The 20,017-nt window shown below is 52.6% G+C and carries 20 protein-coding genes and 1 riboswitch; of the genes, 11 read left to right on the forward strand and 9 right to left on the reverse strand.

Annotated features, from left to right (window positions below):
- Positions 1-18 precede the first annotated feature (18 nt).
- The gene (locus tag MKX50_RS07340; RefSeq protein WP_339159001.1) at positions 19-1,707 is read right to left on the reverse strand and encodes a methyl-accepting chemotaxis protein; all 1,689 of its coding nucleotides are present in this window, start codon (positions 1,705-1,707) and stop codon (positions 19-21) included.
- Positions 1,708-1,928: 221 nt separating this feature from the next.
- Here MKX50_RS07340 and MKX50_RS07345 point away from each other — a divergent pair, with 221 nt between their 5' ends.
- Entirely contained in the window at positions 1,929-2,627 is a 699-nt protein-coding gene (locus MKX50_RS07345) for a queuosine precursor transporter (protein ID WP_213589140.1), read from the forward strand.
- A 145-nt stretch (positions 2,628-2,772) separates the two neighbouring features.
- Here MKX50_RS07345 and MKX50_RS07350 read toward each other — a convergent pair whose 3' ends face one another.
- Complete coding sequence (locus tag MKX50_RS07350) at positions 2,773-3,858, reverse strand: Xaa-Pro peptidase family protein (protein WP_213589139.1); 1,086 nt, start codon at positions 3,856-3,858, stop codon at positions 2,773-2,775.
- A 369-nt stretch (positions 3,859-4,227) separates the two neighbouring features.
- Here MKX50_RS07350 and MKX50_RS07355 point away from each other — a divergent pair, with 369 nt between their 5' ends.
- Positions 4,228-5,757: an MDR family MFS transporter gene (locus MKX50_RS07355; protein ID WP_213589138.1), complete on the forward strand. Its 1,530-nt coding sequence runs from the start codon at positions 4,228-4,230 to the stop codon at positions 5,755-5,757.
- A 61-nt stretch (positions 5,758-5,818) separates the two neighbouring features.
- A complete protein-coding gene (locus MKX50_RS07360; protein ID WP_213589137.1) occupies positions 5,819-6,061 on the forward strand; it encodes a hypothetical protein in 243 nt (80 codons plus the stop codon).
- Positions 6,062-6,156: 95 nt separating this feature from the next.
- Here the strand turns inward: MKX50_RS07360 and MKX50_RS07365 are convergent, their stop codons facing one another.
- From MKX50_RS07365 to queC, 5 genes are all read right to left on the reverse strand, one after another.
- A complete protein-coding gene (locus MKX50_RS07365) occupies positions 6,157-7,128 on the reverse strand; it encodes a D-glycerate dehydrogenase (protein ID WP_213589136.1) in 972 nt (323 codons plus the stop codon).
- A 79-nt stretch (positions 7,129-7,207) separates the two neighbouring features.
- Positions 7,208-7,705: a preQ(1) synthase gene (gene queF / locus MKX50_RS07370; RefSeq protein ID WP_019639298.1), complete on the reverse strand. Its 498-nt coding sequence runs from the start codon at positions 7,703-7,705 to the stop codon at positions 7,208-7,210.
- Positions 7,706-7,758: 53 nt separating this feature from the next.
- Positions 7,759-8,499, reverse strand: a complete 741-nt coding sequence (gene queE, locus MKX50_RS07375; RefSeq protein ID WP_213589135.1) for a 7-carboxy-7-deazaguanine synthase QueE — start codon at positions 8,497-8,499, stop codon at positions 7,759-7,761.
- Positions 8,492-8,986 (reverse strand): 6-carboxytetrahydropterin synthase QueD, encoded by a 495-nt coding sequence (gene queD / locus MKX50_RS07380; RefSeq protein WP_213589134.1) that lies wholly within the window; start codon positions 8,984-8,986, stop codon positions 8,492-8,494. Before queD ends, queE begins: the two co-directional genes overlap by 8 nt.
- Positions 8,983-9,651 carry a 7-cyano-7-deazaguanine synthase QueC gene (queC, locus tag MKX50_RS07385; RefSeq protein WP_213589133.1) on the reverse strand — a complete coding sequence of 223 codons (669 nt, stop codon included), beginning with the start codon at positions 9,649-9,651 and terminating at the stop codon, positions 8,983-8,985. Before queC ends, queD begins: the two co-directional genes overlap by 4 nt.
- A 138-nt stretch (positions 9,652-9,789) precedes the next feature.
- Positions 9,790-9,833: riboswitch (PreQ1 riboswitch) on the reverse strand.
- Positions 9,834-10,011: 178 nt separating this feature from the next.
- On the opposite strand from queC, the gene MKX50_RS07390 reads away from it, so the two are divergent.
- From MKX50_RS07390 to MKX50_RS07405, 4 genes are all read left to right on the forward strand, one after another.
- Positions 10,012-11,496 (forward strand): copper amine oxidase N-terminal domain-containing protein, encoded by a 1,485-nt coding sequence (locus tag MKX50_RS07390; protein WP_339160041.1) that lies wholly within the window; start codon positions 10,012-10,014, stop codon positions 11,494-11,496.
- 289 nt (positions 11,497-11,785) lie between these two features.
- Entirely contained in the window at positions 11,786-12,853 is a 1,068-nt protein-coding gene (locus tag MKX50_RS07395) for an ABC transporter substrate-binding protein (protein ID WP_339159004.1), read from the forward strand.
- 31 nt (positions 12,854-12,884) lie between these two features.
- Positions 12,885-13,802 carry an ABC transporter permease gene (locus MKX50_RS07400; RefSeq protein WP_339159006.1) on the forward strand — a complete coding sequence of 306 codons (918 nt, stop codon included), beginning with the start codon at positions 12,885-12,887 and terminating at the stop codon, positions 13,800-13,802.
- Positions 13,802-14,596: an ABC transporter ATP-binding protein gene (locus MKX50_RS07405; RefSeq protein ID WP_339159008.1), complete on the forward strand. Its 795-nt coding sequence runs from the start codon at positions 13,802-13,804 to the stop codon at positions 14,594-14,596. The genes MKX50_RS07400 and MKX50_RS07405 overlap by 1 nt, the downstream gene beginning before the upstream one ends.
- Before the next feature lie 99 nt (positions 14,597-14,695).
- Here MKX50_RS07405 and MKX50_RS07410 read toward each other — a convergent pair whose 3' ends face one another.
- Positions 14,696-15,556 (reverse strand): TIGR03943 family protein, encoded by an 861-nt coding sequence (locus tag MKX50_RS07410; protein ID WP_339159010.1) that lies wholly within the window; start codon positions 15,554-15,556, stop codon positions 14,696-14,698.
- A gap of 36 nt (positions 15,557-15,592) precedes the next feature.
- On the reverse strand, positions 15,593-16,678 hold the full coding sequence (locus tag MKX50_RS07415; RefSeq protein WP_339159012.1) for a permease: 1,086 nt from the start codon (positions 16,676-16,678) through the stop codon (positions 15,593-15,595).
- Between the two features lie 212 nt (positions 16,679-16,890).
- Here MKX50_RS07415 and MKX50_RS07420 point away from each other — a divergent pair, with 212 nt between their 5' ends.
- From MKX50_RS07420 to MKX50_RS07435, 4 genes are all read left to right on the forward strand, one after another.
- Positions 16,891-18,108, forward strand: a complete 1,218-nt coding sequence (locus MKX50_RS07420; protein ID WP_339159014.1) for a GTP-binding protein — start codon at positions 16,891-16,893, stop codon at positions 18,106-18,108.
- A 44-nt stretch (positions 18,109-18,152) separates the two neighbouring features.
- Entirely contained in the window at positions 18,153-18,302 is a 150-nt protein-coding gene (rpmG, locus tag MKX50_RS07425; protein WP_148450702.1) for a 50S ribosomal protein L33, read from the forward strand.
- Between the two features lie 101 nt (positions 18,303-18,403).
- Complete coding sequence (locus MKX50_RS07430; protein WP_339159020.1) at positions 18,404-19,120, forward strand: metal ABC transporter ATP-binding protein; 717 nt, start codon at positions 18,404-18,406, stop codon at positions 19,118-19,120.
- Positions 19,057-19,938, forward strand: coding sequence for a metal ABC transporter permease (locus MKX50_RS07435; protein WP_213589124.1), 882 nt, complete (start codon positions 19,057-19,059; stop codon positions 19,936-19,938). The genes MKX50_RS07430 and MKX50_RS07435 overlap by 64 nt, the downstream gene beginning before the upstream one ends.
- The last annotated feature ends 79 nt before the right edge of the window (positions 19,939-20,017 follow it).

Raw genomic sequence — 20,017 nt, forward strand, 5'->3', positions numbered from 1 at the left:
ATAATTTTTACCCATTTATCAGATGATAAATTTGCTAACGGATTCCCGCAGGGAGAGTGCGCCTTCATGCAGGCTGCGCACGGTGTTGGCATGATCCTTAATTTCCTCCGCCTGTCTTGTAGAGTTGCCGGCAATTTCCTCGATCATCTCGAGCGATTTAGCTGTGATGCTGGCAGCGTCTTCTACAGAGACGGTGACCTCTTCCGCGCTGGCCGAAACCTGCTGGGTCGAAGAGGAGATCGATTGAATGGTCAAGTTTATCGATTGAATCCATTCTGTCAGCTGGGAGAAGGCTTCTTCCGCGTTTTTGACGCGGGACGTCCCGGACTGGATTTCCTCGCTGACCCGCTGCATGGCACGAACCGAGTTGCCGGACTCCTCCTGGATGGCGAGGAGATAATCGCCGATTTCATCGGTAGCGATGCGGGATTGCTCGGCAAGCTTGCGTATTTCTTCGGCTACGACCGCGAAGCCCTTGCCTTGTTCGCCGGCGCGGGCCGACTCGATGGCGGCATTGAGCGCCAGGATGTTGATCTGTTTGCTGATTTCCTTAACCGTTCCAACGATTTGGGCTATCGCTTCGGAGCGCTCGTTCATCAGGGAAATATGGTTCATCGATTCGGCTGCGGCTTCTTCAACGAGGAGCATGCCGTCGACAGCGCCGTGCGCCAGTTCATTGCCTGTGATTGCCTTCTGCGAGGCTTCGCCGATTTTTTCGGTGATGTCAGCCGAGGAGGACGCGATATATTGAATGCCTTTGGAGATTTCCTCCATGGCCCGCGCATTCTCTGCTGCAGTCGAGGCGAGCGTCGTGCTGCCTGTTTCCACTTGCTGCGCCGCTTCATTGGAGCTGTAAATCAATTGCTCGAAGGTTTGTGCCGAGCTCAGCAAGCTATCCGAAGTGTTAACGACAGCCTGGGACGTATCGTGTACGCTCGAAATCATTCCTTTCAACTGTTCTGTCATCGTACGGAAGCTTAGCGAGAGCTGGGCCAGCTCGTCGTGACCCTGAACCTGAATCGATTGGCGCAAATCACCGCGGGCCATGGCCTCGGTCACCTGAGTCAGGCTCTTTAACGGCCGTGTAATCCGTTTGCTGATCCAAAAGGCTGCAGTAGATCCAACAATGATAATGAGGGCGGTAATGCCAAAGCAGATCCAGAAAATTTCCGATTGCTTCTCCTTGACGAAAGTGGCATCCATACCAACAGCCAGCATTAGCTCGCTGCCCGGAACTTGGATATAAGCCGTCTTATGGTAGCCGAATTTGTCCGAATACAGGTCGCTAATAGCCAGTTTGCCTGCGGACGCCTGCTTCATCGCACTTTGAACGGCGATCGCTTCGGAGGCTTGTACGGCAGAGCCAGAGCTCGCCGCAATGACGGTAGCCTGCTCATCGTGCAGGTGAATGAGATAAACCGTATCTAGTTGAAAATCCTCTGCGCTCTTTGTTAAGTAAGCCTCCACGCCGAACCGGTTATTTTCTCCGCCCTTAAGCAGCTGGAGGGACATGGTAGTATCGAGTCTGCGGTATATGTCCTGCGTACTCGTATGTAGAACTTTATCAAACTGGGGCAAGACGTTATTATTGACAATGCCCATGGATACGTAATAAAAGCTAATACTGAATAAAAGCGAAGACAATACAATGACGACGGCAAAGGTTGTCATGAATTTACGGCTGATAGAATGCTTGATTCCGAGCATGACAAAAAATCCTCCTAATCTATTTAAACCGTGTTGGTTGGTCGCTGCTGCTATTGATCTCCTTCCATTCACCCAAGCGAAATATTAACCATTGGTTTATTAGACATATAATATAGCAAGTTCTCCCATTTGAAAATAGGGATTTTGGTGATTTCTGCCTTCTTTCATAAAACTTTCACTGATTTTTCATTTAAGCGACATAAACATAGGGAGGAAGTCATATGTTCAATTTCGGATGGGGCGTTCTGTTCGTGCTCGTGAACTTTACGTTCTTCTTGATATGCTATCGATGGTTCGGTAAAAAAGGCCTTTATGCGTGGATCGGTGTAGCTACGGTCATCGCTAATATTCAAGTGGTGAAAACGATCGAAATGTTCGGGATCGTGATGACCCTCGGCAATACGATGTATGTCAGCCTCTATCTGACCAGTGATTTGCTCAATGAAAAATACGGCCGCGGCGAAGCCAAAAAAGCGGTGTGGTTCGGTTTCTTTACTTTGATTATGACGACCATCCTGATGCAGATGGCTCTGGTCTTTACCCCCCAACCCGGGGACTTTGCCCAAGAATCGCTAAATAGCATATTCGGGTGGATGCCGCGGCTTGCGCTCGCAAGCCTGACGGCCTACTTCATCAGTCAATTTCTGGATGTGCGGCTGTTTGCATGGATCAGGAAGTTCTACCCGAGCCGGGGCCAGCTGTGGATTCGCAACAATTTCAGCACGATGGTCAGCTCGTTCGTCGATACACTGATCTTCTGCACCATCGCTTTTGCCGGGCAATACAGCTTGCCCATTTGGACGGAAATTTTGCTTACCACTTATGTCATCAAATTTATTCTTACGGCTGCAGGTACCCCATTCCTGTATATCGCTCGAAACTATCATCCCGATGAGGTTGAAACGGCGCAAACCAGGTAGCCGGAATTCATCCGGCGTGTCCGGGTAACAATGGCAGGCGGCTCCGCCGAGGCGGTTATTCACGTAAAAATATTGCAAATGCAAAGGCAGCCTCCGTCTTGACGACGAAGGCTGCTTCAGGTTGGTTATGGCCTCATAAAGTGGTTTACAAATAGGTCAGCTCCTTTGGAAGCGACGTTAACACTTCGACTCCTGAAGCCGTTACCGCGACATCGTCCTCGATCCGGACGCCCCCCAGTCCTGGGACGTAAATTCCCGGCTCGACGGTAAATACGTTGCCTTCTTCCAGCAGCAGCTCGTTCTCGCCGTGGACGGAAGGGAACTCGTGAACGTCGATGCCGAGGCCGTGACCGAGCCGGTGAATGAAATAGGGCCCGTATCCGGCGTCCGCAATGACGTCGCGGGCAGCTTTGTCAATCGAGGCATAGGACACGCCGGGCTTAATGGCCTGGATCGCGGCTTCATTTGCAGCGCGGACCGTATTATAGATGCGCTGCAGCGGTTCGTCCAAATGGCCGACAGCATAGGTCCGGGTAATGTCTGAAGCGTAACCGCCAGCGTATAGGCCGATATCGAACATCAGCAAATCGCCGCTCGCGATGGCCTGACTGCCTGGCACTCCGTGGGGGAGGGCGGTTTTTTTGCCGGTAAGCACCATGGAATCGAAAGCCGGGCCTTCGGCGCCTACTTTACGGATGAGGTATTCGATTTCGGCAACGAGCTCGTTTTCAGTAACGCCTATTGCCGCACGGGGCAAAGTGTCCTGCAATACTTGCTCGATCAGGTTGACCGCATGGCGGATTTTCTCGATCTCCTCTGGCGATTTACGGTTGCGGAGCTGGCGCAGCCAAGGCCCGACATCCAGATATCTAGCGAAGGATAGGGAGTCCTGGAGCTGCTCGAAGCGGGCTACGGACATATGGTCCTTTTCAAAGCCGATCGTACCGACTGAGGATTTCAGATTTTTTTTCAACACTTCATAAGGGTTGTCCGTATCACTGTGCGTGACGACTTCGGCGATGTCGGCTGACGCGCGGGCGTTCTCTTCATCCAGCTCGGGAACGAGCAGGAAGGGCTGTTTACCCATGGAGAATACGGCGCCCAGAAACCGTTCGTGAGGATTGCTGAGAAAGCCTGTCAGATAATAGACGTGCTTGGGATCTGTAATGATTAGAGTTTGTATGCCCACCTCCCGCATTTTTTGTTCCAGTATGGTCCATTTGGAGTTCATATGGCGAACCTCCCTCTCTTTAAAACTATTTATTTATTATAGGGTAAAAGATTCGATGCAGATAGTTTAGCAGCTCTTCTCGGGGCAAGTTTTTCAAGAAAAAAGACGTCCTCATTCAGGACATCCTCATGTGAAGTTATCTAATCAAGCTTGAAATAGATGAGGTTGTGATCACGGTTTTATTGTATCATATTATTACAATATTTGTAAGTGAATGCTCGTACTTTGTCGTATTATAATTATTTGTCGAGCCGAGGCAGGAGAGAGCGAATCAGGAGGAGCAGCTTTACATTCCGCCTGTTTTCAATAAAATAAACAACAGAAGCAAGTAATTCCAATTTGAATCAGTTAAAGGAGCATACCTATTTGATGACCAAACCGAAGGACAACACATCTCTCATTTTGATCGGCTTGATGCTGGCGATCCTGATGTCGGCGATGGACAACACGATCGTTACTACGGCTATGGGGACGATTGTGTCGCAGCTTGGCGGCATGGAGCAGTTCGTTTGGGTCACTTCGGCCTATATGGTTGCCGTAATGGCCGGGACTCCGATTTTTGGCAAGCTGTCCGATATGTATGGGCGCAAGCGTTTTTTTATCTTCGGGATCATTACATTTCTGGGCGGCTCGGTGCTGTGCGGCATCGCTGGCAGCATTGCGCAGCTGAGCATCTTCCGCGCCATTCAGGGGATTGGCGGCGGAGCGCTGATGCCGATTGCTTTTACGATTATATATGACATTTTTCCTCTGGAGAAGCGCGGAAAGATGACCGGCCTTCTCGGCGCGGTGTTTGGAACCTCCAGCATCTTCGGCCCCCTGCTTGGCGCTTATATTACAGACACGCTGGGCTGGCACTGGGTGTTCTTCATCAATGTGCCGATCGGCCTGGTCTGTCTCGTCCTCATTATTTTGTTCTATCGCGAATCGCTATCCCGTTCCAAGCAGCGCATCGATTGGGGCGGCGCAGCTACACTTGTCGGGGCTGTCGTGTGCCTGATGTTCGCGCTTGAATTGGGCGGTGAAACTTACCCTTGGGACTCCACGGCCATACTAAGTCTATTCGCCGGATTTGCTGTTTTATTTATCGCTTTTCTGTTCATCGAAACGCGGGCGGAGGAGCCGATTATTTCATTTAGCATGTTCAAGAACAGGCTTTACGCCACGAGCAGCGGACTGGCCCTGCTCTACGGCAGCGTGTTCATCGTGGCGACCGTATTCATTCCTATCTACGTTCAAGGTGTATTCGGCGGTTCGGCGACGAACTCGGGTCTCATTTTGATGCCGATGATGATCGGCTCGGTCATAGGCAGCATGCTGGGCGGGATGTTATCCACGCGGCTGTCCTACCGGACGATCATGACTATTTCCGTCATTTGCTTTGTGAGCGGAATATTCGCCTTAAGCACGATGTCCATCGATACGACCCGTACATTGCTTACGTTGTACAGCATCCTGACCGGGTTCGGAGTCGGTTACTCCTTTTCTGTGCTGAGCATGGCGGCCGTGCATCATTTTGATATGCGCCAGCGCGGAGCGGCCACGTCCACGAACTCATTCCTGCGGTCGCTAGGCATGACGCTGGGGATCACGATTTTTGGAATCGTGCAGAGAAATCTGGTTGCAGGTGAAATGAGGCTGGCATTCGAAGGGATGGGATTGGGTCAAGCCGGGCAGTCGTTCGGGGATATAAGGGAAGTGCTGTCCCCGGAGAAGAGGGGAGAAATTCCGCCGCCGGTGCTGGAGACAATAACGGAAGCACTCTCCTCATCCATCGCGCATACGTTTATGTGGGCTCTGATTCCTGCTGGATTAGCGGTTCTCGTTGTGTTATGCATGCCGAACGACCGTATTTCTCCCAAGGGCAAAAGGGAGGAGCAGCCGCAGCATTCCTCATAGGTACGTTTATTTTGCAGCTTTTTGAGGTATAAAAAGATTACAACGCGTACGAGGTGATGACATGGTGGACAAGTCCAAACGTGGTTCTAAGCCCGGTGGCCAGGCAAGAGAGTGGGATCATCCCGAGCAGTACCCGACGAGCAAGCCAAGCTTGTTTGATATGCATGAGAGCGAGATGCATGTCGACCCGATCCCCGTGGAGGATTTGAGGCTGGAAGTGCGGGAGGAAAGGGAAAAGGCGGTAACCAAGCATCGGTCTTCAAGCGAAGGCAAGTATCATACCGGCTTTGAGGACGACGAATAGCCGTCATGCGGCAAAAAGAAAAGGATGGATCAGCGGCCCTGATCCATCCTTTGTTGTTGTTAGGCAAAAACCGCAGCAGTTGCTCTAGGCACAGCCTACGGGCGCAGCTCCTTGACAAGCTGCGGCGGGATTTTGCCGCTGAGGGCGGCGACCAGGTTCTCGGCGGCCAGCATCGCCATGTCGAAGCGCGTCTTGCTCGTTGCCGAGCCGATATGAGGCAGGGTAACGACATTCGGCAGCTTCAATAAAGGGTTGTCCGGAGAAACAGGCTCCTGCTCAAAGACGTCCAGGCCAGCCCCGTAAATGGTCCGCTGCTCCAAAGCCTGGATAAGCGCCTGCTCATCGACGGTCTGCCCCCGGGAAGCATTGATAAAGATCGCGCTCGGCTTCATTAGCCCGAATTCCCGCTCGCCGATCAGGCGCTGCGTTTCCGGGGTCAGCGGCGTCATCAGCACGATGAAGTCGGCTTCTTGAAGCAGTTCATCCATGGAGCAATACTTGGCTCCAAGCTCCGATTCGGCAGCGGGCTTCCGGCTGCGGTTATGGTACAGGACGTCCATTTGGAAGCCCCATTTGGCCCGGCGGGCAACGGCTTCCCCGATGCCGCCCATGCCGATGATTCCCAGCTTCTTATGATGGACATCCAGGCCGAACAAATCCTGGTTGTTGCCGCGTTTCCATCGGCCATCCTTTACGTAGCGGTCAAGCTCCGCAACCCTGCGGGCGGCAGCCAGCATCAGGGCGAAGATCAGATCCGCGACCGTCTCGTTGAGAACGTCCGGCGTATTGGTTCCCATGACCCCGCGGGCTTTCATCGCTTCCAGATCGAAATGGTTGTAGCCCACGCTCATCGTGCTGACGACCTTCAGCTTTGGCGCATGATCCAGCAGCTCGGCATCGATTTTCCCGCCAAAGGTCAGCAGCCCCTCCACATCGGACAGGCTGGCCAGCAAGGCGTCACGCGGGATCAGCTCGGGGCGGTCCCATTTGTCATAGATGCAATGCTCGGCAATATAGTCTTCTACTTCCTTAGGAACGTTGCGGGCAATGAATACTTTCGGCTTCAAGGCAGTTCTCTCCCCTCCGGAATAGGTTGCAATCGTCTATTTATTTATTGTATCAGATTGCAGCAGTCTGAACCCTGATTTATCTGTTATCGATTTTCTCCGGATACATATCATGCTGAATCAGGCGCTGCTCGGCCATGGCCTCGTATTTCGTGCCGGGACGGCCGTAATTGCAGTATGGATCGATAGAAATGCCGCCTCGTGGCGTAAATTTGCCCCAGACCTCAATATATCTCGGATCCATCAGTTTAATCAGATCGTTCATAATGATGTTCACGCAGTCCTCATGGAAATCGCCATGGTTGCGGAAGCTGAACAGATACAGCTTCAGGGATTTGCTCTCAACCATTTTGATATCGGGAATATAGCTGATATAAATGGTCGCGAAATCGGGCTGTCCCGTAATCGGGCACAGGCTCGTGAATTCCGGGCAGTTGAACTTCACGAAGTAATCGCGGTAGGGATGCTTGTTATCGAAGCTTTCAAGAATGCCTGGATCATAGGCAAAAGAGTACTGCACCTTTTGATTGCCAAGCAGTGTTAAATCCTGAAGCTCTTCGTTTTGTCTTCCAGTCATGTTTAATTCCTCCTAAGCGGGTTGATTCTTGTTATCAACAATAATAGAGAACGCTAGACACCGCGTTTGTTGCCCCATACAAGAGCATGAAGCTGGGGCAGTACGCGGACGTCGTTCAGCTCTGGATCAGCGACGACCTGATCGATCAACTGCTCGTATCTCTCTAGAAGGTCGGCGGTATGCTGCTGAATATCCATTCTTCTGACGTCTGGATTGCCGACCTGCAGGAAAAACGGAATGTCCGGATAGCGGGCATGCACCTTTTTCGCGTAGGCCAGATCCGCCTCGTCAAAGACGACGACCTTCAGGCTCTGGCTGTAAGGATGATCCCGGTCTGCCAGCCGTGATACAACGTCGTCCAGCGCGCTCCAGTCGGTCGTCATGCCCGAGCTGGGCGGCTTCGGCGACAGGGTCACCTGGTCGATCTCGGCGAGCCAGTCCTGCCAGCGGGAGCCCTGCGTCTCGACGGCAACGGCAATCCCATTGTCATGGAGCAGTGTCACCAATGCGCCGAGCCCGCCGAGGAGGGCAGGGTTGCCGCCGGACAGCGTCACATGGGAGAAGCGGCTGCCGCCTAGAGCTTGCAGCTCGGCATAAATATCCTCGGCCGTCATCGTGCGGATATCATCCTTGGCGCTGCCGTCCCAGGTAAAGGCCGAATCGCACCAGGAGCAGCGGTAGTCGCAGCCCGCCGTGCGGACGAACATCGTCTTCTGGCCGATGACCATGCCTTCCCCTTGAATCGTTGGCCCGAATATTTCCAGGACGGGAATCGGCTGATGCTGGTTACTCACCGTTCATCCACTCCCGTCTCGCTTCGGCATAGCTGGTCGGCGTCTCGTAGAGGCGGACGAATTCCACTCGGGCCTGCAGCTCGGGGGAACGGTAAGCCTCTTTTTGCAGCGCCTGCTCCATTTGCTCATACAGCCATACGGCCATATTTTCCGCCGTTGTATTCATCAGCGGCAGCGACTCGTTCAGATACTGGTGATCGAGATACCCTTCGATCTCCTGCTTCCAGATCGTCTTGATCGTGCCGAAGTCTATCGTCAGGCCGAGTTCGTCCGGGATTCCGCTGATTCCGAATACGACTTTATAGGTATGACCATGCAAGTTTTTACATTTGCCGTCATATGCATGTAGGTGGTGTGCGGCGTCGAATGTGAACTCTTTGCTCACCAGCACGCGCCGCTGATGATATCTTAATTTGGAGCGAGGGATGTCCTCGCCAAGCTTCTGCAGCTTATCAACGATGCGAAATTCGCCGGGTATGAAGCTCATGATGTCGCCCCCTCTGCTCGCGTCTCGAGATAGGCTTCCATTCCGGCAAGCCTTAGTTTGCAGGCTGGACATTCTCCGCAGCCGTCGCCGATCACGCCGTTATAGCAGGTGAGCGTACGCTCCCGGATATAGTCGAAGGCGCCAAGCTCGTCGGCAAGCTGCCATGTGGCGGCTTTATCAAGCCACATAAGCGGGGTATGGATGACGAAATTATGATCCATGGCCAGGTTAAGCGTAACGTTCAGCGATTTGACGAAGGCGTCCCGGCAATCCGGATAACCGCTGAAATCCGTTTCGCATACGCCGGTAATGATATGTCTTGCCCCGACTCCTTTGGCGAGGACTGCTGCAAAGCTGAGGAACAGATGGTTCCGTCCTTCTACGAACGTGTTGGGAAGCTCGCCGTCCTCGTGGACGATGTCCATGTCGTGGCGGGTCAGCGCATTCGGGCTTAATTGTGATAAAAGACCCATATCCAGGAGGTGGAATTTGACCCCGAGCTCTTCGGCGATTCCGCGGGCACACTCGATTTCCTGCTTGTGGCGCTGGCCGTAATCAAAGGTGACGACTTCGACTTCGCGGAATTGCTTCAAGGCCCAGAACAGGCAGGTGGTGCTGTCTTGACCGCCGCTGAATACGACGACGGCTTTTTCCTGTTGAAGCATAAAAAAACCTCTCTTCTTCTGAATTTTGTGAAAGGATGCGAGGAGCATCATTTACATAGAAGAAAGAGAGTTCTTGAACTGTGACACTATGAAAAAACACGCCGTTGGCCCCGATGGGCACGGCAAAAAGGGCGCAACGCGCCGTTAGTTTTTTATAGAGGGAGTTCGCGAACCTCTCCCATGCCTTAGCAGCATGGATCTTCTTCAATTGTGGCTAATGTTCGATGCCATTATAGCATAAATAAAGGGGAAGCTGTTGTTCCAAGAGCTGTCAACTAGTTGTTTTCTCTTATTTACAAGGCGCTGGGGATACAGGATAATAGAATATATTAATTCGTAGGAGGTTATGTTTTGAAGAAAATGAGCAAATGGCTGGCGCTGCCGCTAGTGCTGATGTTAGTTTTTTTGACGGGCTGCCAGGCTGTAGGGGGCTTTGATGTCAACAAAGCTCTGCAGAAGAGCTTGGAAGTTCAGTCCAGCGAATCCAGACAGAAGGTTTCGGTCGAGGTTGTCCCTGCGGATAACGTGTCCGCGGAAGACAAGGAAATTATAGATCTGATCAATTCCATTTCTTTAACGGTTGACCATGCCAAAATCAAGGATGCTTCGACGATGTCGCTGAAGGGCTCGATCGGTTTTTCCGGCGAGGAGCTTCCATACCATATTTCCATGGACGCCACTAGCATGGCGATCCAAGTTGAAGGGGCACAACAGCCGCTGTACATATCCTTAGAGGATTCCTCTGACTATCTAGACCTTGAGCAATACAATGAGCAGGTTCAGGAATTTGGGGTTAAGGCTGCTGGCTTCCTGCTGAAGCATATGCCGAACCCTTCCACGATTTCTGTGAAAAAAGTGCAGGAGAAAGTCAATGAAGAAACACTCAGTCTGACTCATCTGCATGCCGAAATTCGCGGCGATGAGCTGGTGAAGCTGGCCAAGCCGCTGCTGACGAATGTTGCGAAGGACGAAGCGGGCTTGAAAGAGCTGATCGGCGCTTTCTATGACGCCATGTATCCGATGCTTAGCGCCCAATTGGGAACGGACGCTTTTGATGAAGAACCGGCATCCTCCAAAGAGTTCGTCGTAGCCGCCATGTACGGCGTAGTTAAGGAAGCATTGGACGAGATCTTGAAGGATTACGACCAGCAGGCTGCCGCTCTGTTTGAAGAATCGCCGGAGCTAAGCACTGTGCTCGGCAAAGATACCGTGCTCACAACGGATCTGTATTTTGACGGCGATTTGAACACGCGCAAACAGAACATGGAGCTGACGGTAGCGATCCCTCAAGGTGAAGGCGTGCCTGTCAAAGCGTTTAAGGTGAGCAGCGAAGCCGAAATGTGGAATATTGGCGGAGCTGTAGCTGTCGATCAAGTTGACTTAAGCGCAGGCAAGCTGGATCTTGCGGACGAGGAGATCACTCCGGGGCAAATCCTGCGTAATTTCGAGCCGGGTTCGATCATTTACAAGCTGCTTAAGGACGAGATGCAAATCACTTCCAAATATGTGTTGATCGGTTATCCGGGCGATTACTATGAAGTGATCAAGAAGAACGGCACCAGCTTCGTGCCGCTCCGCTATATGTCCGCTGAGCTGGACGCAGAGATCAAATGGAACAAGGAAACGAAGACAATTACGATCATCGATGATATCACGCAAGCGGAGATTGTGCTGACGGTCGGCTCCAGCCAAGCCAAAGTAGCCGGGCAGGCAGCAGCACTGTCCGAGCCGGCGTTCATCCATACGGACGGCAAGACGTATGTGCCGCTTCGGTTCATCTCTGAAGCATTGGGAGCGAAGGTGCATGTAGACGAGGATGGCTGGATTACGGTAACGCGCGACTAATTGCCAGTCGTCGGCGTGAACCAGATTCAGCAGAGAAGAACTGCGGCTTGTTCGGGGAACCGGATAGGCTCGCAGTTCTTTTTTTTAGTTAGCAAATTGACCGCTATTTAATAATTGACGTACAATAAACCTCCATTTAAGATAGGAATAATACTTTCTTCAAAAAGAGCAGCCCGTCATGATTTGTTGCTTTAATACTTTCATCTGTGAAAGCGTTAGCAGGATCATGCTTTCGTGGCCTAAATCTTTATGGGGGTTATCTATTATTGTTTTGAGAGGGGTTATCGGTATGAAAAAGAAGATTGGAGTATTCATGGTTATTGCCGCTATGCTGATTACGGTGATCGGCTGCGGCAGCAATAATGCCGGAGGCGGCAGCAACACTGGTAATGCGGCCAACCAAGGCAATGCTGAGGCTGGGGCTCCGGCCGATACGAGCAAGGAAAGCTACAAAGTTGCGATTTCGCAAATCGTCGAGCATCCATCCTTGGACGCGACTCGCGAAGGGTTCCTCGCTGCGCTGAAAGATGCGGGCATCGTGGAGGGAGAGAACCTGAAGCTCGACTATAACAACGCGCAGGGAGACCCAACCAATAACTTAACGATTGCGCAAAAAATTGCCGGAGAGAAATACGATCTCGTACTCGGGATTGCAACTCCTCCTGCTCAAGCTCTTGTAGGCCAGGTTAAGAACTCGCCGATTTTGTTCGCGAGTGTTACCGATCCACTGGATGCCAAGCTGGTCGATAATCTGGAGAAGCCAGGCGGAAATGTCTCGGGGGCATCTGACACGAACCCGGAAGCCATTGTCAAGCTGATGGATTTCATCGCTGAGAACTTCAAGGAAGTAAAAGCGGTTGGCGTCGTGATTAACCAAGGCGAGCCGAATGCCGTGATTATGGCGGATCATGCGGAAAAAGCGCTTGAAAAACACGGCATCAAGCTGATCAAAGCGCCGGTAACGAACACCTCTGAAGTGAAGCAGGCGGCAGAATCGCTCGTTGGCCGTGCCGATGCACTGTATACGACGCTGGACAATACGGTTGTCGAAGCAGTCAGCACCGTCATTCAAATTGCGAATGAGCATGATATCCCGTTCTTCTCCAGCGACCGTGATACGGTAGAGAAGGGTGCTTTTGCCACCGTTGGTTTTAAATATTACGATCATGGCTACCAGGTGGGCGAGATGGCCGTTGAAGTGCTGAAGGAAGGCAAGAAAGTTGGCGACATGCCGGTTACCTTCCCTGACAAGCTGGATCTAATCCTGAACCTCAAGGCAGCCGCCGAGCAAGGAATCGAGGTTACCGACGCCATGAAGGACATGGTTAACGACAAGGAGAATAACTTGCTTGAATAGGCTGGTTTCAATCATTTAGGAGGTACTCATCATGGTGAACTCGTTAATCGGAGCCCTTGAATCCGGCCTGCTCTATGCGTTGATGGCGCTCGGGGTATATATAACTTTTCGGATTTTGGATTTTCCGGATCTAACGGTAGATGGAAGTTTTACGACGGGCGGCGCGATCGCTGCGGTAATGATTACGAAAGGAGCAAATCCGGTAACGGCTACCCTGCTCGCCTGCTTCGGCGGGATTATCGCCGGAATGCTGACGGGGCTGCTTCATACGAAAGGCCGCATTAACGGGCTGCTCTCAGGGATATTGATGATGATCGCGCTGTACTCGATTAATATGCGGATTCTGAGCAAGCCAAACGTTGCGCTGCTTGGTGAAACAACGCTCTTTAGCTCCGTTTCTCCGCTGCTGCTGATGCCGTTTGTCGTCGTAGTGGTCAAGCTGCTGCTGGACTTGTTCTTTAAGACGGATCTCGGGCTTGCGCTGCGCGCGACCGGAGACAACAAGCGCATGATTCGCAGCTTCGGTGCGCATACCGATAATACAATTATTCTTGGCCTAAGTTTGTCGAACGGGCTGGTTGCCTTGTCGGGTGCGCTGATCGCCCAGCAGTCCGGCTTTGCCGATATTACGTCAGGGATCGGCATGATCGTGATCGGGCTGGCTTCCGTCATTATCGGGGAAGCCATTCTGGGGGCGAGAACGGTATTCTTTGCTACGCTGGCCGCTATTGTAGGTTCAATCGTATACCGGGTAGTGGTCGCTCTCGCTCTTCGTATCCCATGGTTCGAGTCTTCGGATTTGAAGCTGATTACTGCGGTGATCGTCATCGTTGCTTTGGTACTTCCATCCGCGCGCCGCGCATCGAAGCAGCGCTCGCTTGCCCGGAAACGTTCAACAGAGGTTGCGGAGTCGCTTGGTGAACATGCAGGTTTGGGGGGTGGGCGTTAATGCTGGAGCTGTCGAATGTATCCAAGCTGTTTCATCCCGGGTCACCGGATGAGAAGATTGCGCTCGCTGACGTTAGTCTGCATTTACAGCCAGGGGATTTTGTCACCGTAGTTGGCAGTAATGGCGCCGGGAAGTCCACCTTGATGAATATGATCTCCGGCGTACTCAAACCTGACGTTGGTGAAATTCGCATCGCGGGCAGCAAGGTCAGCCATTTGAGCGAGCACCGGAGAAGCCGCTGGATCGGCCGGGTGTTCCAGGATCCGATGGCCGGAACGGCGCCGAATATGACGATCGAAGAGAACTTGGCGATGGCGTATTCACGGGGGAAGACAAGAGGACTGGGGCTGGGCATCAACGCCTCGCGCCGCGTTCTGTTCCGCCAGCAGCTTAGCCGGCTTGGGATCGGACTCGAGAACAGGTTGCGGGCCAAGGTCGGTACGTTATCCGGGGGTGAGCGCCAGGCGCTCAGCCTGCTGATGGCAACCTTCACACAGCCGAAAATTCTGCTGCTGGACGAACACACCGCCGCGCTTGATCCGGCCCGTGCCGAGCTGGTGACCCAGCTTACGCAGAGCATTGTAAACGAGATGAAGCTGACGACGCTGATGGTGACGCATAATATGGAGCAGGCCATACGTCTAGGCAATCGCCTCATCATGATGGATAAGGGCCGCATCATTCTTGACGTGAATGAAGCGAAGAAGAAGACGCTGACGATCGAAGAGCTGCTCGGTGAATTCGAGAGAATCAGCGGGCACAAGCTGTCGGATGACCGCGTCGTGCTCGGATAGAAATCATGCGACATCTGCTCAGCAGATTGTGCGCATAACATAAAGCTGCCATTCCCTTGACGCATGTAAATGCGGCGCGGGATGGCAGCTTTTTTTGCATCATTTGTCGAGAGCTTCAAGGGGATGATCATTCGGATAAACGTAAGGCGTTGCAGGGCGGGGGATTTCGCGGATTTCCTCCGCTGAGACAGCGAGGATTTCCCGGCCGTTCCTGACCGTCGTTTGCAGGGTTCCCTGTACTTCGATCCAGGCGTCCCGCTTGAACCAGGGAAGAGGCTGCGCAGAGGAAACGACGACGCCGAACGGATAGGCATCCGCGGTACAGCATTGGACAAGGAAGCGGCCAACTACAAATTCACGCGGGCTGTCCGTGCCGGGATCCTCATAGACGAAACCGCTCAGCTTTACGGTTTTACCCCGGAATTGATCCTTGAACAGCTCGAAGGCGCCTATCGTTTCAGAGTAAATTTCCGGTTTAACCTCGATAATGTCTTGAGGGTATAATTTTTTGGCGAGTTCGGCGAATTCCGTGTTGTACTTATCCGGGGCGGTGAAAATATCGTTCAGATGCTCTGCGTTCAGCGCAGGTGAAGAGAGCTGCATGCCCTTTTGATCGGCAGCCATGCTGCCGAGCGCCTGATCCGGCATAACTACGCCTAGCAGCAGCGGAACGAGGAAGAGGGTGTATACAGCGGCATTCTTTAGAGGGGATGCAGGGGTATCATGGTGCTCACAGCCGCATGCGGGAGAAGCGCTGGAAAACAGCGCCTCCCAGGCGAGGCTCAGGGACATGGCCGTAAGCGGGATCGCACTGTAGCGGAGCCAAGGCTCCATTTTCGGGGCGATGTAGTAATGCAGCGTGCCGCTTCTGGACAAATGGGCGATAAATAAGGCAAAGGCCAGCAAAATGAAGCTTCGTGCCAGCTGCTGCCGCCGCAGCGTTGTGCGGGGATTTGTCATTCCGGTAACCTCCTTTCATCGCTTAAGAATTGGATATTAGCTTAAATAGAGTTTGCCTGCGAGGACAGAACCAACAAATACGACAGTACAGATGAGAAAAGCGAAATATATGACAAATTTGGCTTTGAAGACGGACAGGAGCATGAGGACGTTCTTGAGATCCAGCATCGGTCCAAATACGAGAAAAGCGAGCAGGGAGCCGGCGGAAAACGTATGCGTGAACGCGGCAGCGACAAAGGCGTCGGAGGTTGAGCACAGCGACAATAGAAAAGCGAAGCCCATCATGAAGGCGTAGGAACCAACAGGACCCCCGCCGATGGCGAGAAGGCTCTCTCTGGGAACGAAGGATTGAATCGCGGCCGTAATGAGGCAGCCCATGATCAAGTATTTTCCCATATCAAATACCTCGTCGGCCGCGTGAACAAATATCGCTGTTATTTTCCCGCCGTGCCGGGAAGGGCCGTGATGATGACTATGGTTGTGCTCATGCTTATGGGGATGTTCATGGGCATGCTCATGGGGATGGCTGTGATTATGATTATGATGGTGGCTTGAAGCTGCGCCGGAAAGGGGTTTGCTTCTTAGCGGATCTCCTTTCCAGGTGGCGTAGATCATCCAGCCGATCGCTGCGGCGACAAGGAAGGCTAATCCCATTCTGGCATAGACCATTTCCGGATGCAGCCGGAACGCCATATAGGTCGCTCCGTACACAACCGGATTCACGATCGGTCCGGCCAGAATGAACACGGCGGCCATGTATACGGGCATGCCTTTTTGAATGAGCTTGCGGATTAGGGGGATCATCCCGCATTCGCACACCGGAAATATGAAGCCCAGCGTACAGGCGAACAAAATGCCGGCGGCAGGGTGCTTTGGAATCCATCTGCTTAACATGTCCTCGGAAATATACAGATGTACGAGCGAGGAGAGCAGGGCCCCGATCAGCACGAAAGGGAGCGCCTCCAGCAGTATGCCGATAAAGCTTGTCTTGAACAGATGGAGATAATTGAAGTCGAACGATACCAAAGGCGGCAGAGCGGGGGCGATGACAATGAGACAGGCCAGCACAAAGGCGGCGGGAAGCAAAAAGGGAAGCCATCGGGTTAGGGGCAATGGGTTCATAGCAATCTCCTCTATTTTTCATAGGATTATCTTAATCATAATAATTACTATTAATAACGGACGAGGTTCAGAACAATAAATCATGAATTTTGCCGGTCATCCAGCATTGACAAACCGGGGAGTTGGCATTATATTAGGTTTTGTTAATCGTAATAATTACGAATAATTATCGCTGTAAAAAACTAATCTGAATTGCGAAGGGAGTTGGTTGAATGACTGATCAACCATTACCGGTTACCGTGCTCAGCGGGTACTTGGGCTCAGGGAAAACAACGGTGCTGAACCATGTGCTGAATAATCGCCAAGGGCTGAGAGTTGCCGTCATTGTCAACGATATGAGCGAAATAAACATCGATGCAGAGCTGGTAAGCGCAGAAACGAATCTGTCGCGGACAGAGGAGAAGCTGGTGGAGATGTCCAACGGCTGCATTTGCTGCACCCTGCGGGATGATTTGCTGAAGGAAGTACAGATCCTGGCGGAGGAAGGGAGATTTGATTATATCCTCATTGAATCTACCGGCATAAGCGAACCGATCCCGGTTGCCCAGACTTTCACTTATGAGGATACGGAGACAGGGATTGATTTGCGTGGTTTGGCTAGGCTGGACTGCATGGTAACTGTCGTGGACGCTTATCGTTTCTGGCATGACTTCTCCTCCGGAGAGACACTGCTGGAGAGAGGCGAAGCCAGTGGTGAAGGGGATGCACGGGATGTTGTGGATCTGCTGATCGATCAAATCGAAACCTGCAATGTGCTGATCCTGAATAAATGCGACCTGGTCGGAGAGGGGGAGCTGGATGAGCTGGAGGGAGTCCTCAGGAAGCTGCAGCCCGCTGCCAAGTTCATCCGGACGCAGCATGGCAGCATTGATCCTGCGGAAATATTGAATACAGGCTTGTTCAATTTTGATGAGGTGAGTATGTCTGCGGGCTGGATCAAGGAGCTGCAGCAGGAGAGCCATACCCCCGAGACGGAGGAATACGGCATCAGTTCCTTCGTGTACCGCAGAGTGCGGCCGTTTCATCCGGAGCGTCTGGCTGGCTTTATGAGCGACTGGCCTGAAGAGGTCGTACGGGCGAAAGGTCTGGCATGGATCGCGGCCAAGACGGATTTGGCGGCCAGCTTGAGCCAGGCCGGGCCGTCGATTCAATTCGGTCCGGCGGGGCAGTGGCTGGCGTCTTTTCCTCCAGAGCAGCAGGAGGAGGTCTTCCACAGCGAGCCGGAGATGAGGCGGAAATGGGATGAAGTATGGGGGGACCGTCTCAATGAAATAGTCTTTATCGGCATACATATGAACCGTGCCGAGATCGAAGAATCGTTGGATCAATGTCTGTTAACTGAGGAAGAAATGAGCTTGGATTGGGCCAGCTTCCATAACCCGCTGCCGTGGATCAGCGATGAGGAATATTTGGCAGCAGGCCTTAGGTAGGGAACAGAGCAGGAAGAGCTAACGGATAGAAAGGAGGGTATCGAATGAGAGTAGTCGTAACGCTGGCATGCACTGAATGCGGGGACCGCAACTATACCACAACGAAAAACAAAAAAACGCATCCCGAACGCCTAGAGTTAAGAAAGTACTCGCCGCGTCTAAAGAAATATACGATTCATCGCGAAACTAGATAGGGTGAGGACATAAACGCGCTGCAGCGTCTTACTTCGACGGATGAAAGGGCGAAATGCCGTTTTGTTTAATCGTAATATTTACGTATAAGTGAGGGATTTGCATGATTTTGTCTTCCATGCGGAATGTCGTATTCGGATATGGGGATACGCCCGTGCTAAGCGGCATTTCCGTGGATATTCATCAAGGGGAATTCGTCGGGATTACCGGTCCGAATGGCGCCGCCAAAACAACGCTGCTAAAGCTATTGCTCGGCTTGCTGAAGCCATGGAGCGGCTCGGTGCATATTCACACCGAGGCATTGGAAGGGGAACGTTTGAGTATCGGTTACGTGCCGCAGAACGTGGCGTCTTTCAATAGCGGTTTTCCCAGCCGCGTACTGGAGCTGGTCAGGTCAGGCTGTTATTCCCGGCTGGGCCTGTTCAAGCGGCTTGCCGCGGATCAGCACGAGATCGTCGAACAGAGCTTGAAGCAGGTCGGAATGTGGGAATACCGGCATCGTAAAGTCGGGGAGCTGTCCGGGGGACAGAAGCAGCGGATCTGCATTGCCAGAGCTTTGGCGGGGCAGCCGAACGTGCTTGTTCTGGATGAGCCTACGGCGGGAATGGATCAGCAGGGTAGATTGGGCTTCTATCAGCTTATGCGCCATTATGTTACATCGCATGGCATGACCGTTATCATGGTGACGCATGAGCTTCAGGAGTCGGGAAAATACTTGGATCGCATCATTTCATTGGAACAGCGGGAGAGCGAGGGATGGCAGTGTTTGACTACGAATTCATGCAGCGTGCGTTTTGGGCCGGAGCTATGCTTGGAATAATCGCTCCCGTCTTAGGCGTCTATTTGATGCTCAGGCGGCAGGCATTGATGGCGGACACGCTGTCCCATGTCTCTTTGGCCGGGGTGGCGCTTGGTTCCCTCCTTGGAATGAGTCCTGCCGTGACCGGAATCGCAGCCGCGGTGCTTGGCGGAGTTCTTGTGGATGGGCTGAGGCGGGCTTATCGGACCTATAGCGAAATGTCTGTAGCGATCATTATGACCTCGGGTCTTGCCCTTGCCATCGTGCTCATGAGCCTGCGCACCAATTGGAGCAAAAGCTTCAGCTCCTATTTGTTCGGTTCGATCGTCGCGGTGAATGATGCGGGACTATGGCTGATTGGCAGCGTGACGGCTGCAGGCCTGATTTATTTGTTCGTGCTGCGAAGGCCGCTTTATAATATGACCTTTGACGAAGAGACGGCGCAGATCAGCGGTATGCAGGTGAAGCGGCTGTCATTCTCGTTTGCGATATTGACCGGGATGACGGTGGCCGCAGCGATGCCGATCGTCGGCGTCCTGCTCGTCTCTTCGCTTATGGTTCTGCCAGCCTCGCTGGCCCTGCGCATGGCCAGCGGGTTCACGATGGCAATTCTGGTTTCGGTGGCTGCCGGATGGCTGGGCATCTTCAGCGGTTTGACCATTTCATATTATGTGAACGTACCGCCCGGGGGGACGATTTCACTCATGCTGCTATTGATGCTGCTGTCCGCCATGCTTGCGCAGAAGCTGCTGCGAAGACAGGGCAGGTACAAGCAACAAGCTCTGCTTATGGGACAAGGAAACAGAACTACAAATCTTCGAGAGGGAGTGGAAAGGTGAATCAATATCGCAATCAAACAGAAAGTTCAAAGAGGAATAGAGTATGGAATAAAGGGCTGGCTGCCGCCGCACTGCTGCT

Origin of the sequence: Paenibacillus sp. FSL W8-0186, assembly GCF_037969765.1 — a bacterium.
Lineage (GTDB): Bacteria > Bacillota > Bacilli > Paenibacillales > Paenibacillaceae > Fontibacillus > Fontibacillus woosongensis.

Coding starts and splice junctions, on each gene's coding strand:
- MKX50_RS07340 (WP_339159001.1), bottom strand. CDS start 1,707: ATGCTCGGAATCAAGCATTCTATCAGCCGTAAATTCATGACAACCTTT.
- MKX50_RS07420 (WP_339159014.1), top strand. CDS start 16,891: ATGACTGATCAACCATTACCGGTTACCGTGCTCAGCGGGTACTTGGGC.
- MKX50_RS07355 (WP_213589138.1), top strand. CDS start 4,228: ATGACCAAACCGAAGGACAACACATCTCTCATTTTGATCGGCTTGATG.
- MKX50_RS07390 (WP_339160041.1), top strand. CDS start 10,012: ATGAGCAAATGGCTGGCGCTGCCGCTAGTGCTGATGTTAGTTTTTTTG.
- MKX50_RS07410 (WP_339159010.1), bottom strand. CDS start 15,556: ATGACAAATCCCCGCACAACGCTGCGGCGGCAGCAGCTGGCACGAAGC.
- MKX50_RS07360 (WP_213589137.1), top strand. CDS start 5,819: ATGGTGGACAAGTCCAAACGTGGTTCTAAGCCCGGTGGCCAGGCAAGA.
- queF (WP_019639298.1), bottom strand. CDS start 7,705: ATGACTGGAAGACAAAACGAAGAGCTTCAGGATTTAACACTGCTTGGC.
- queC (WP_213589133.1), bottom strand. CDS start 9,651: ATGCTTCAACAGGAAAAAGCCGTCGTCGTATTCAGCGGCGGTCAAGAC.
- queD (WP_213589134.1), bottom strand. CDS start 8,986: ATGAGCTTCATACCCGGCGAATTTCGCATCGTTGATAAGCTGCAGAAG.
- MKX50_RS07350 (WP_213589139.1), bottom strand. CDS start 3,858: ATGAACTCCAAATGGACCATACTGGAACAAAAAATGCGGGAGGTGGGC.
- MKX50_RS07400 (WP_339159006.1), top strand. CDS start 12,885: ATGGTGAACTCGTTAATCGGAGCCCTTGAATCCGGCCTGCTCTATGCG.
- MKX50_RS07345 (WP_213589140.1), top strand. CDS start 1,929: ATGTTCAATTTCGGATGGGGCGTTCTGTTCGTGCTCGTGAACTTTACG.
- MKX50_RS07435 (WP_213589124.1), top strand. CDS start 19,057: ATGGCAGTGTTTGACTACGAATTCATGCAGCGTGCGTTTTGGGCCGGA.
- rpmG (WP_148450702.1), top strand. CDS start 18,153: ATGAGAGTAGTCGTAACGCTGGCATGCACTGAATGCGGGGACCGCAAC.
- MKX50_RS07430 (WP_339159020.1), top strand. CDS start 18,404: ATGATTTTGTCTTCCATGCGGAATGTCGTATTCGGATATGGGGATACG.
- MKX50_RS07415 (WP_339159012.1), bottom strand. CDS start 16,678: ATGAACCCATTGCCCCTAACCCGATGGCTTCCCTTTTTGCTTCCCGCC.
- MKX50_RS07395 (WP_339159004.1), top strand. CDS start 11,786: ATGAAAAAGAAGATTGGAGTATTCATGGTTATTGCCGCTATGCTGATT.
- MKX50_RS07405 (WP_339159008.1), top strand. CDS start 13,802: ATGCTGGAGCTGTCGAATGTATCCAAGCTGTTTCATCCCGGGTCACCG.